The sequence below is a fragment of the Streptomyces sp. NPDC088350 genome, assembly GCF_044753545.1.
Taxonomy (GTDB): domain Bacteria; phylum Actinomycetota; class Actinomycetes; order Streptomycetales; family Streptomycetaceae; genus Streptomyces.
The window spans coordinates 675955-688061 of record NZ_JBIVNL010000001.1 but is presented as its reverse complement, the minus strand read 5'-3'; the positions used below and the strand labels follow the sequence as shown (position 1 = coordinate 688061).

Genomic DNA, 12107 nt, shown 5'->3' with positions numbered 1-12107 from the left:
ATGAGGGGGTAATTTGATATCAGATTGCTAGAACATCGATATGGGGGAACATCATGACCACCGAAGTACCCGCAGACGTACCCGACATGCCCGCCCCGCGCGTGCGCGAGTTCGCCGCGCACAGCATCGGCGGCGGGCTCGCGCTCGTCCTCGGCCTCATCGGGCTGTTCGGCTCCGTCGCGCTGCTCGTCGGGGCGAGCGCGGTCCACGCGTCGGGCGCCAAGGCCGCGCTGGTCATCGGGGGCGTCCTCGTCCTCCTCGCCGCGTTCATCGCGATGCGCGGGCTGAACACGGTGGCGCCCGGCGAGGCGCGGGTCGTGCAGCTCTTCGGGCGGTACCGGGGGACGATCCGGCAGGACGGGCTGCGCTGGGTCAACCCCTTCACCTCGCGTACGAGGATCTCGACCCGCGTCCGCAACCACGAGACCGCGGTCCTCAAGGTCAACGACGCCTACGGCAACCCGATCGAGCTGGCCGCGGTCGTGGTGTGGAAGGTCCGCGACACCGCGCAGGCGACCTTCGAGGTGGACGACTACACCGAGTTCGTCGCCACCCAGACCGAGACCGCCGTACGGCACATCGCCATCGAGTACCCCTACGACGCCCACGACGAGGGCGGGCTCTCGCTGCGCGGCAACGCCGAGGAGATCACCGAGAAGCTCGCCGTCGAACTGAGCGCCCGCGTCGAGGCGGCCGGCGTCCGGATCATCGAGTCCCGGTTCACGCATCTCGCGTACGCGCCCGAGATCGCCTCGGCGATGCTCCAGCGGCAGCAGGCCGGAGCGGTCGTCGCGGCCCGCCGGCAGATCGTGGACGGCGCGGTGGGCATGGTCGAGGCCGCGCTGGCCCGGATCACCGAGCAGGACATCGTGGAGCTGGACAACGAGCGCAAGGCGGCGATGGTGTCCAACCTGCTGGTGGTGCTCTGCGGGGACCGGGCACCGCAGCCCGTGCTGAACACGGGGACCCTGTACCAGTGACGGTTCCCTCCGGGGGTTCATCCCCTCAGCGTCAGCCGCAGCAGCGCAAGCAGGTGCTGCTGCGGTTGGACCCGTCCGTGTACGAGGCGGTCGCGCGGTGGGCCGGGGACGAGCTGCGGTCCGCGAACGCGCAGATCGAGTTTCTGTTGCGGCGGGCGTTGGCGGAGGCAGGACGGCTTCCCGGTGAGGCCGGACCGCTGCCTCGTCGTGGCCGGCCTCCTGGGGGCTCCGCCCCCAGACCCCCGACAGACTGATGGCGCGCGGCCCCGGCAGAGGATCCCAGCGTGTAGCAGAACCGTGACAATCGGCCCCGACCTGCACACCCGCACCCCCCGCCACGAGCTACACACCGTGCGTATACACACGACGTATACCCCGTGTGTACAGTGCTCCGCATGTCCATCGGTCACACCCTCCTAGGGCTCCTGGAGTCCGGCCCGCGTCACGGTTACGACCTGAAGCGGGCCTTCGACGAGAAGTTCGGTCACGACCGGCCGCTGCACTACGGCCAGGTCTACTCGACGATGTCCCGGCTGCTGAAGAACGGTCTCGTCGAGGTCGACGGGATCGAGGCGGGCGGCGGTCCCGAGCGCAAGCGGTACGCGATCACCGACGCCGGGATCACCGACGTACAGAAGTGGCTCGCGACGCCGGAGAAGCCCGAGCCGTATCTGCAGTCGACCCTCTACACCAAGGTCGTCCTCGCGCTGCTGACGCACCGCGACGCGGCGGAGATCCTCGATGTGCAGCGCTCCGAGCATCTGCGCAGCATGCGGATCCTGACCGACCGCAAGCGCAGGGGCGATCTCGCGGACCAGTTGATCTGCGATCACGCCCTCTTCCATCTGGAGGCCGACCTGCGGTGGCTGGAGCTCACCGCCGCGCGCCTCGACAAACTCGCCGAGGTGGTTGCCAAGTGACGACACATCCCGCTGGTTCCCTGCTCGCGGCCCAGGAGCTGCGCAAGGCCTACGGGCCGACCACCGCGCTCGACGGCGCCGAGTTCTCCATCCATCCCGGTGAGGTCGTCGCCGTGATGGGGCCCTCCGGGTCCGGGAAGTCGACGCTGCTGCACTGTCTCGCCGGGATCGTGCCGCCCGACTCGGGCTCGATCATGTACAACGGGCAGGAGATGGCGACGATGAGCGACGCCCAGCGCAGTGCGCTGCGCCGCTCGGAGTTCGGGTTCGTGTTCCAGTTCGGCCAGTTGGTGCCCGAGCTGACCTGTGTCGAGAACGTGGCGCTGCCGCTGCGGCTGAACGGCACCTCCCGCAAGGAGGCCGAGCGCGCCTCGCTCCTGTGGATGGAGCGCCTTGAGGTCGACGACCTCGCGAAGAAGCGGCCCGGTGAGGTCTCCGGCGGTCAGGGGCAGCGCGTCGCCGTGGCCCGTTCGCTGGTCACCAGCCCGCGGGTGCTGTTCGCCGACGAGCCGACCGGCGCGCTCGACTCGCTCAACGGCGAGCGGGTGATGGAGCTGCTGACGGAGGCCGCCCGGTCGACGAACGCGGCCGTCGTGCTGGTCACGCACGAGGCGCGGGTGGCCGCGTACTCGGACCGCGAGATCGTCGTACGGGACGGGAAGTCCAGGGACATGGAGCGCATCGTATGAACGTGCGATGGGGGCACCTCCCGCGCGAGCGAAGCCGAGCGTGGGGGAGGGCCAGAGACCTGGCCATGGGGGTGCGGTTCGCGTTCGGCGGCGGGCGTGAGGGCTGGGTCCGGGCCGGGCTGACGGCCGTCGGGGTCGGGCTCGGGGTGGCGCTGCTGCTGCTCACCACCGCGTTGCCGAACGCGCTGTCGCAGCGCAGCGACCGCGGCAACGCCCGGCAGGACTTCACGTACAGCGGGAAGCACCTGGCGAAGGCGGACGACACGGTCGTCGTCGCCGACACGGACACCACGTTCCGCGACAAGGACGTGCGGGGCCGGCTGCTGGAGCCCGAGGGCGCCAGGGCGCCGCTGCCGCCGGGCGTCGCGAAGTTCCCCGCGCTGGACGAGATGATCGTCTCCCCCGCGCTGAAGAAGCTCCTCACGTCCGACTCCGGGAAGCTGCTGCGCGAGCGGCTGCCCTACCGGATCACCGGCACCATCGCGCAGCACGGGCTCATCGGGCCCGCCGAACTCGCCTACTACGCGGGCGGAAAGGAACTGCTCCAGCACCACTCCAGCAACCAGATCGAACGCATCGACTACTTCGGGCCCTCCCCCCACGCCCAGCCGGACAAGCTCGACCCGATCCTGCTGCTGCTGATCCTGATCGTCTTCGTCGTGCTGCTGCTGCCGGTCGCCGTGTTCATCGCCGCGGCCGTGCGCTTCGGCGGCGAACGCCGGGACCGGCGGCTCGCGGCACTGCGGCTGGTCGGGGCGGACGGGCGGATGGCGCGCCGGATCGCGGGCGGCGAGGCGCTCGCGGGGGCGCTCCTCGGGCTCGTCTTCGGCACCGGGTTCTTCCTGATCGGGCGGCAGTTGGCGACCCGGCTGGACGTGCGGGACATCAGCGTGTTCTCCAGCGATCTCAACCCGTCGCCCCTGCTCGCCCTGCTCGTCGCCGTCGCCGTGCCCGCCGCGGCCGTCCTGGTGACGCTGCTCGCGCTGCGCGGGGTCGTCATCGAACCGCTCGGCGTGGTCCGCAAGGCGAAGCCGCCGCGCCGCCGGCTGTGGTGGCGGCTGCTGCTGCCGCTGGCCGGCCTCGCGATGCTCTACCCGATGATCGGGCAGGGCAACAGCAACGGGAACTTCAACCAGTACCTGGTCATCGGTGGCACGGTCCTGCTTCTCGTCGGCATCACCGCTCTGCTGCCCTGGATCGTCGAGGCGACGGTGGCCCGGCTGAACTCCGGCTCGGTGTCCTGGCAACTCGCCGTCCGCAGGCTCCAGTTGAGCAGTGGTACGGCCGCCCGGATGGTCAACGGCATCGCGGTCGCGGTGGCCGGGGCGATCGCGCTGCAGATGCTGTTCGCCGGCGTCGAGGGGGACTACACCAAGGAGACCGGCAACGACGTCAACCGGGCCCAGATGGAGGTCACCGTCGGCAGCGGCACCCCGCTGGCCCAGGCCGGACAGCTGCTCGCGCGGACCAAGGGCGTGCGCCGCACGTCGGCCATCTCGCAGTCCTATTTCGGCGAGCGGGCGAGGAATCCGAACAACGAGCTGGAGGTCTCCGTCGGCAGCTGTGCCGAACTGCGCGAGGTGGCGAGCCTGACGTCCTGCCGCGACGGTGACATCTTCCGGGTCGTCAACGGCGACTACGACGACAGGACGAAGCAGTTGGCCACGGCGGGCCACACGGTGTACTTCAACCCGGCGTACGACGAGTCGCCGAGCACCGTGGCCCCGACGCCCTGGAAGGTGCCCGCGGGCGTGAAGACGGCGCAGCCGCGCGAGGACCCGACCGGTTACGCCCGCAACGGTCTGCTGATCACGTCGGGCGCGCTGCCCTCGAACGCGGTGAAGGGCCTGGACCAGCACGTCTTCGTCTCGCTCGACCCGTCGGTGGCGGACGCCGGCGACTACGTGCGCAACACGACCGCGCGGATGGACCCGCTGGCGGACGTGTTCATGTTGACGTCCACCAGGCAGTCGCTGCAGTTCAGGTCGATCCGTACCGGGCTGTTCGTCGGCGCCACCTGTGTGCTGTTCCTCATCGGGGCGAGCCTGCTGGTGTCGCAGCTGGAGCAGCTGCGCGAGCGCAAGAAGCTGCTGTCGGCGCTGGTCGCCTTCGGTACCCGGCGGCGCACGCTGAGCCTGTCGGTGCTGTGGCAGACGGCGATCCCGATCGGCCTCGGCGTGGCCCTGGCCACCGTGGTGGGACTGACGCTGGGCGCGGTGCTGCTGAAGATGACGGCCACCTCGGTGCGCATCGACTGGTCGAGCGTGCTGGCGATGTCCGGGATCGGTGCGGCGGTCGTCCTGGCGGTGACCCTGCTCAGCCTGCCGCCGCTGCTGCGGATGATGCGGCCGGACGGGTTGCGCACGGAGTAGCCCGTCCGCAACCCGTCCGCCCGCCGGTCTCAGAGCCCGTACTCCCGCACCACGCGCCGTACTTGGGCGAAGAGCATGCCCACGTTGACCGACTTGCGGCAGACGACCACGGCGACGACGTCCTGCTGCTCGGTCATCCGGACGAACAGATGGGTGAGGTTCTCGCTGTTGACGAGGATCTCCTGGAAGAAGTGGTGGTCACTGGTGATCCCGCGACGCTCCTTGAAGACGTCCTCGATCATCACGACCGTACGGCCCTGGAACAGGTCGAGGGTCGCACCCGCCAGCAGGTCGAGGACCTCTGGCGGGTGGTTGTCGATGGTCTCGTACGACAGGAGCATGCCGGTGGACATGTCGACCACGCCCGAGGCCACACAGTCGGGGGCGTCGGTGCGGAGGGTTTTGACCAGGCCCATCACCTGGTCGGAGAATCCTGGGGTCATACGTTTCGTCGCCATCCCTTCACACTCCTTCTGATGCCTTCTCAGTGAGGATCGACTCGATGCGGTCGAGCGTCGGCCGGGCCGCGAGATGCAGCCGGTCCACGTCCATCCCCTCGTCGCCGAGCACCACCATCAGGGCGGTGTCGCCGACGGCGTAGGTCGCGGCGCAGCCGTGACTGCCGTACGTCACCGTCTGGCGCAGCGTGCCGCGGTCGGTGGCCTCGGCGGTGCGCCGGGCCAGGCCCAGGCCGGCCGCGGCGAGCGCGGCCAGGGCCTCCGGGTCGATCGAGTCGGCGGTGTCGGCCGCGATGAGCAGTCCGTCGGCCGCCGTCAGCGCGGTGTCGGTGATTCCGGTCACCTGTTCCCGCAAGGTGCGCATTTCCAATGTCAGGGCTTTGTGATCCACTTACTCAACTCCCCTAAAACTGATCGCTTTTGTCCGTCGTGTTCATTTCGGGGTTCCGTTCCGCAGCCGGAAGAACCCTTTCCAACCCGCCCCGCTCTTTTCGGGGACGAGAGTTTCGGTGATGCCGCTGGCACCCGGATTCCGCCGGGGCAGGGCGGTCGGCGCGGTGAACTGCGGTGGCGCGGGCGCCGGTTCACGACGGCGTACGACAGGCGCCTCGGGCGGCACCCGGACCGCGATCGGCACGGGGGTGTCGGCGCACTCCAGCAGCCCCTCGGCGAGCATCCGCGCGACCTCGGCGGTGACGGTGTAGACCCCGCGCCCGGTACGGAACGCGAGATCGCGGGCGGTACGGCGGCCGTCGGCATGGGTGAGCAACTCCCGTTGCAGGAAGCCGAGTCCGGCCTCGTCGAGAGCGTGCGCCGGGGGCCGGGGGCGTTCCCGGTCGGGGCGTACGGGATACGGCAGCGCGGCGATCGCGGCGAGTTTCCGGGTCGCGTCCTGGAGCAGCCGGGCCGATGGCTCGCCGAGGCCGACCGGGGCCAACGGCCGGGCGTCCGGGGCGCGTTCGCAGTCGTCGACGTCTCCGGCGGCGACCGCGAAGGCCGCGTCGTGGAGGGCCAGCACACAGACAATCCGCAACTGGGCGGCGCCCGCGTACCCGTGGGCGATCAGCCCGGCCAGCGGCCAGCGCGAGCCGCCCGACTCCCGTACCAGATCGGCCCATTGCTCGCCGCCGATCCGGCCCGAGCGCAGCAGCAGCGCCTCCGGGCCGGGGGCGCCGGGGCTCTCCACGGCGACGACGAGCCCGCCGCGCAGATGGAAGATCCCGCCGGGTCTGCCGGACACCCGCAGTCCCCCGGTGAACTCCTCGCACCCACAGGCCGAGAGAGCCGCCGCGAGCAGGTCGTGACCGACCCGGCCGAGGGAATCCCGAATGCCCGACATCACTCCCCTAGGCTTTTCGTACACGCAACTGACGTGTAGCGCTGAGGGGTGAAGGTGTATCAGTCCGGGCGCATATTCCGGACGGGTTCTTCCTACCTGCCTGCGGCTGACGGAAGTTGAGAATTCCCGCCGTTCGATTTCCTTTGTACGGCGCTCATTTGACCGAACGGGGACGGGTCAGTTGCCGGTGCCCCACACCCTTACGGGCAACGGCCGCAGGGCTTCCCGAAGGGCTGCGGCCAGCTCCTGGTACTCGGCGCGGCGGGCCGCTCCGGTGCGCATCACGAGGGCGATCCGGCGGGTCGGGGCGGGCTCCGCGAAGTACCCGGTGAGGAGTTGGTCGCTGCGGGTCGCCTCGACCCGTACAGCGGTGCGCGGCAGCAGCGTGACCCCGAGCCCGCCGGCGACCAGCTGCACCAGGGTGGAGAGTCCGGCCGCGGTCGTGGTGACCGGGGCGTCCTCCCGCCCCGCCTCCCGGCAGATGTCGAGCGCCTGGTCGCGCAGGCAGTGCCCCTCGTCGAGGAGCAGCAGGTTCAGCTCGCGCAGCGCCTCGCGCGGGATGCCGGACCGGCCGCCGAGGTCGTGGCCGAGCGGGGTGACGAGCACGAAGTCCTCGTCGAACAGGGGGAGTTCGACGACTCCGGGCATCCCGAGGGGCACGGCGAGCAGCAGCAGGTCGAGGCGTCCGGTGGTCAGCCCCTCCAACAGGTTCGCGGTCTGCTCCTCGTGCACCTGGAGGTCGAGGTCCGGGTACCGGTCGTGCACCAGCCCCAGCACGGTCGGCAGCAGATACGGCGCTACGGTCGGGATGACCCCGAGGCGCAGCGCCCCGGTGAACGGCGCGCGCACGGCCTCCGCCTCCGCCATCAGCGCCCCGACCTCCTCCAGCACGGCCCGCGCCCGTACGGCGAGCCGCTCGCCGGCGGGCGAGAGCAGCACCTTGCGGGTGGTGCGCTCCAGGAGGGTGACGCCGAGGGTCTCCTCCAGCGCGGCGACGGCGCCGGAGAGGGCGGGCTGGCTCATGCCGATCGCGGTCGCGGCGTCCCGGAAGTGGAGGTGCTCGGCGACCGCGGAGAAGGCGCGCAGCTGGGCCAGGCTGGGCTGGCGCCGCTTACTCGTGTTACCAACGGTCACTGATAACCGCCTCCGATCAACGTGCCCCAGTGTAGCTATTCCCGCAATCAATGCACGTTGGAGGGGGATCGGGGCCGTACTGGCGGAGTGACTTCGGCTGTCGGTGAACGGGTGGGTGGGTGGAAACGGGAGTCAGTTACGGGGCCTGGTCCGGCGGTGGGGGGTCGACAGGCGTCGAGGACACGGCCGTAGCGCCTCTCGGCTTCGGCGACTGGCTCGGGGGTGGATCCTGGGAGTACGACTTGAGGTAGCCGACGACCGAGTTCAGTACCGCCACCAGCGGCACCGCCACCACCGCCCCGCCGATCCCCGCGATCATGCCGCCCGCCGCGACCGAGAGGACCACCGCGAGCGGGTGGACGCGGACCGCGCGGCCCAGGATGAACGGCTGGAGGATGTGGCCCTCGATCTGCTGGACGGCGAGGACGACGGCCAGGGTCATCAGGGCCGTGAACACACCCTGGGTGACGAGCGCGACGACGACCGCCAGCGCGCCGGAGGCCACCGCGCCGACCAGCGGGATGAACGAGAACAGGAAGATGAAGACGGCGAGCGGCACGGCCATCGGCACACCGAGGAAGTAGATGCCGATGCCGATGCAGACCGCGTCGATGAACGCCACTATCACCGTGCCGCGGACGTAGGCCGTCAGCGTGCGCCAGGCGCGCGGACCCGCGCCCGCCATCGCCGGCCGGGCCGCCGCGGGCACCAGCTTCAGCGCCCACTGCCAGATGCGCGGGCCGTCGTAGAGGAGGAAGAGGGTGGAGAAGACTGTCAGGAGGATGCCGGTCAGGGCTTCCACGATCACCTGGACGCCCTCCAGGCCGGCCGAGGTGATCTGGTCGGTGTTGGCGCCGATGGCCTCGCGGAGGTTCTTCGCGATCTGGTTGATCTGCTTCTCGGTGACGTGGAACGGGCCCTTCAGCAGCCAGTTGCGCAGGTCGTCGACGCCGTTCTGGACCTGGTTGGAGAGGTTGTCGATGTTCGCCATGACCTGCCAGGTCACGAACCAGCCGATCAGCCCCATCACGACGAAGCCGAGGATCGCGGTGAGCGCCGTGGCCACCCCGCGCGGAAAGCCGTAGCGGATCAGGCGGGCCACCGTCGGCTGGAGCAGGGCCGTGATGAGCAGAGCGGCGACGAAGGCGAGCACCACCAGCTGGACGGCGCTGATGACCCGCATCAGCACCCAGACGGTGCCGGCCAGGATCAGCAGTCGCCAGCCCGCCTCGGCGGCCACCCGCACACCCCACGGCACGGCGAGCGCGGGGTCGGGACGGTCACGGGCGATGGTGACGGGTACGGGTACCGGTACGGGTTCCGTGAAGTGGGGGGTCTCGGGGGACCGCTCGGGTTCTGGCTTGGGGTCGGAGTCGGGATCGGGGTCCGCCTCCGTGTGTTCCTTCTCCACCTCGGCGCGCCGCTCGTCCAAGCGCTCCCCCATCTCGCTCAGCCCGTTGCCGAGCCGGCCGAGCCACCCTGGCACTCGCGACATGATCCGCCCTCTTCCCCCGTCCGTCCCCACCACTCCTCCCCCTGGAGCCCGTTGCGTGTCCGACCGTACATGGCCGAAGCCCCTCCCCATAGGACGGGGAGAGGCTTCGGAAGGTTGAGCTGTCGACGCGCGGGCCGGGCCTAGTAGTAGTGGTTGGCCTGCCAGAACGTCCAGGCGTCACAGGGACTGCCGTAGCGCTCGTTCATGTACTGGAGGCCCCACTTGATCTGCGTGGCCGGGTTCGTCTGCCAGTCGGAACCGACGGACGACATCTTGGAGCCGGGCAGGGCCTGGAAGAGGCCGTAGGCGCCGGACGAGGCGTTGACCGCGCGGTAGTTCCAGCTGGACTCGTGGTCCACGATGTTGCTGAAGCACTGGAACTGGCCGCTGGGCACCATCGAGGCGGCCATCGACTGGATCTCGGAGACCGTGTAGGAGCCCTGCTGCGGGTAGCTCGACGAGGAGCTGCTCGCGTTGGCGGCGGCCTTCTTCGCCTGGGCCTTCTCCTTGGCCAGCTTCTCCGCCTTCTCGGCGGCGGCCTTCTTGGCGACCGCTGTCTTGGCGGCGGCCAGGCGGGCCGACTCCTCCGCGTCCTTCTTGGCGCTCGCGTCGGCCTGGATCGCCTGGGCGTCGGCCTGCTGCGTCAAGGAGGCGGTCTGGACCTGGGCCTGCTGGCCCGTGGGGATGTCCGCCAGGAGCGTGGTGTCGGCTGCCGTCGTCTCGGCGTCATTGTTCTGCGCCTGTGCGACGCTGCCCGAGGCAACGCCTACGACGCTTCCGACGGCGGTGACCGCGGTGGCCGAGGCCACTGCGAATCCCCGGACCGAAATCCGGCTCACACGGTTTCCTTCCAGCATCGTCCGCTTCGGTGACCCTGGCGGACGCAATCGTGCCCCTGAACGCTGGCCTCCCAACTGCGGGGTCACGGGAGGCACGGGCCCGGTGGGCAACTCCCGCGAGGGGAGCGCCGCGTGGAGAGCGGGCGGCATACGACTTCGCTGTGGAGTTGACGGTGATGCTCATGTGGTGCGTACCGCTGGGGGTACACGTGTGTCGTATGCGGGGCCTGACAGGAACGAGACTCTGCCGTAACCGGACGCCGGGTGGCAATTCCGAGTTGCGTGTGAAAGCTCACATCCCGTTTGCCCCAGGGGATTTGGAGAAACAGCGGGACGCCGAAGCGCCGCCCCGCTAAGCTCATCGGCTTTTCGGGACGGCGCCAACTGGCCTGAATACGGCCTCAATTACCTCAGATCTGGCCGTCCTCCAGCATTTCGGTCACAAGCGCCGCGATCTGGGACCTCTCGGACCTCGTCAGGGTCACATGCGCGAAGAGCGGGTGGCCCTTCAGCTTCTCCACCACGGCGACGACACCGTCGTAGCGACCGACCCTCAGGTTGTCCCGCTGGGCCACGTCATGGGTGAGGACCACCCGTGAATTGGCGCCGATGCGGGACAGCACGGTCAGCAGGACGTTCCGCTCCAGGGACTGTGCCTCGTCCACGATCACGAACGCGTCGTGCAGCGAGCGGCCGCGGATGTGGGTGAGCGGCAGGACCTCCAGCATCCCGCGGGCGGTGACCTCCTCGATGACCTCGCGGCTGGTGACCGCGGACAGCGTGTCGAAGACCGCCTGGGCCCACGGGCCCATCTTGTCGGCCTCGGAGCCGGGCAGATAGCCCAGTTCCTGTCCGCCCACCGCGTACAGCGGCCGGAAGACCATCACCTTCTTGTGCTGGCGGCGCTCCAGGACCGCCTCCAGGCCCGCGCAGAGCGCGAGCGCGGACTTGCCGGTGCCGGCCCGGCCTCCCATGGACAGGATCCCGATGTCCGGGTCGAGCAGCAGATCCAGCGCGATGCGCTGCTCCGCGCTGCGGCCCTTGATGCCGAACGCCTCCCGGTCGCCGCGCACGAGACGGACGTTGCCGTCGGCCGTGACCCGGCCCAGCGCCTTGCCGCGCTCGGACTGGATGGTGAGACCGGTGTGGACGGGAAGGTCGGCGGCGTCGGGGACGTAGACACGTCCTTCCTCGAAGAGGATGTCCACCTGTTCGCCCGGCAGGGTCAGTTCGGACATTCCGGTCCAGCCGGAGGAGCCCGTGATGGCCAGTTCCGCGCGGTACTCCTCGGCGAGGAGCCCGACGGACGAGGCCTTGATCCTGAGCGGAAGGTCCTTCGACACGACTGTGACGTCGTACCCCTCGGCCTGCAGGTTGCGGGCGACCGCGAGGATGCGGGAGTCGTTGTCCCCCAGGCGGTAGCCGCTGGGCAGCACGCTGGGGTCCGAGTGGTTGAGCTCGACCCTGACGGTGCCGCCGAGTTCCCCGATCGGGATGGGGGCGTCGAGGCGACCGTGCCGGACCCGGAACTCGTCGAGCAGGCGCAGGGCCTGCCGGGCGAAGTAGCCGAGCTCGGGATGGTGCCGCTTGGCCTCCAACTCTGTGACCACGACGATCGGCAGCACGACTTCGTGCTCGTCGAAGCGGTTCAGCGCGTTCGGGTCGGCCAGCAGAACGCTGGTGTCGAGAACATAGGTGCGCCGGTCAGGCATACGGCGCTTTGTGCTGGTCACCACGGAAGGACGTACCCCCTCGGAAGAGGTCGGGGAGCGACGGAGAGGAGCTGGACCGGTCCAGGCCGCGATGCGCGGGCCGGAGACCGGCCCTCCGTCTCGCCCGTACTGACCGCACGGTCGAACTGGTGCAAAGGGCCTCCCGGGC

General features: G+C 69.9%; 12 protein-coding genes. 5 read left to right on the top strand and 7 right to left on the bottom strand.

Annotation, left to right across the window (positions count from 1 at the left end):
• The first annotated feature begins 53 nt into the window (after positions 1–53).
• The 5 genes from ACIQBL_RS03235 to ACIQBL_RS03215 all read left to right on the top strand — a co-directional run bounded on the left by ACIQBL_RS03235 (position 54) and on the right by ACIQBL_RS03215 (position 4961).
• Entirely contained in the window at positions 54–980 is a 927-nt protein-coding gene (locus ACIQBL_RS03235; RefSeq protein ID WP_401936123.1) for an SPFH domain-containing protein, read from the top strand.
• On the top strand, positions 977–1234 hold the full coding sequence (locus ACIQBL_RS03230; protein WP_401936120.1) for a hypothetical protein: 258 nt from the start codon (positions 977–979) through the stop codon (positions 1232–1234). Before ACIQBL_RS03235 ends, ACIQBL_RS03230 begins: the two co-directional genes overlap by 4 nt.
• 141 nt (positions 1235–1375) lie before the next feature.
• Positions 1376–1900 (top strand): PadR family transcriptional regulator, encoded by a 525-nt coding sequence (locus ACIQBL_RS03225; protein ID WP_401936118.1) that lies wholly within the window; start codon positions 1376–1378, stop codon positions 1898–1900.
• On the top strand, positions 1897–2589 hold the full coding sequence (locus ACIQBL_RS03220; RefSeq protein ID WP_401936115.1) for an ABC transporter ATP-binding protein: 693 nt from the start codon (positions 1897–1899) through the stop codon (positions 2587–2589). Before ACIQBL_RS03225 ends, ACIQBL_RS03220 begins: the two co-directional genes overlap by 4 nt.
• 65 nt (positions 2590–2654) lie before the next feature.
• Positions 2655–4961 carry an ABC transporter permease gene (locus tag ACIQBL_RS03215; RefSeq protein ID WP_401936112.1) on the top strand — a complete coding sequence of 769 codons (2307 nt, stop codon included), beginning with the start codon at positions 2655–2657 and terminating at the stop codon, positions 4959–4961.
• A gap of 29 nt (positions 4962–4990) precedes the next feature.
• Here the strand turns inward: ACIQBL_RS03215 and ACIQBL_RS03210 are convergent, their stop codons facing one another.
• The 7 genes from ACIQBL_RS03210 to ACIQBL_RS03180 all read right to left on the bottom strand — a co-directional run bounded on the left by ACIQBL_RS03210 (position 4991) and on the right by ACIQBL_RS03180 (position 11962).
• Positions 4991–5419 (bottom strand): hypothetical protein, encoded by a 429-nt coding sequence (locus tag ACIQBL_RS03210; RefSeq protein WP_019072752.1) that lies wholly within the window; start codon positions 5417–5419, stop codon positions 4991–4993.
• A gap of 4 nt (positions 5420–5423) precedes the next feature.
• A complete protein-coding gene (locus ACIQBL_RS03205; RefSeq protein WP_043684600.1) occupies positions 5424–5783 on the bottom strand; it encodes a roadblock/LC7 domain-containing protein in 360 nt (119 codons plus the stop codon).
• 69 nt (positions 5784–5852) lie between these two features.
• Positions 5853–6758, bottom strand: coding sequence for a MarR family transcriptional regulator (locus tag ACIQBL_RS03200; RefSeq protein ID WP_401936110.1), 906 nt, complete (start codon positions 6756–6758; stop codon positions 5853–5855).
• 177 nt (positions 6759–6935) lie between these two features.
• The gene (locus tag ACIQBL_RS03195) at positions 6936–7892 is read right to left on the bottom strand and encodes a LysR substrate-binding domain-containing protein (protein ID WP_401936107.1); all 957 of its coding nucleotides are present in this window, start codon (positions 7890–7892) and stop codon (positions 6936–6938) included.
• Between the two features lie 136 nt (positions 7893–8028).
• The gene (locus tag ACIQBL_RS03190; protein ID WP_401936105.1) at positions 8029–9387 is read right to left on the bottom strand and encodes an AI-2E family transporter; all 1359 of its coding nucleotides are present in this window, start codon (positions 9385–9387) and stop codon (positions 8029–8031) included.
• A gap of 140 nt (positions 9388–9527) precedes the next feature.
• Positions 9528–10244: a lytic transglycosylase domain-containing protein gene (locus tag ACIQBL_RS03185; protein WP_401936103.1), complete on the bottom strand. Its 717-nt coding sequence runs from the start codon at positions 10242–10244 to the stop codon at positions 9528–9530.
• Between the two features lie 392 nt (positions 10245–10636).
• Positions 10637–11962, bottom strand: a complete 1326-nt coding sequence (locus ACIQBL_RS03180) for a PhoH family protein (protein ID WP_401936101.1) — start codon at positions 11960–11962, stop codon at positions 10637–10639.
• Positions 11963–12107 lie beyond the last annotated feature (145 nt).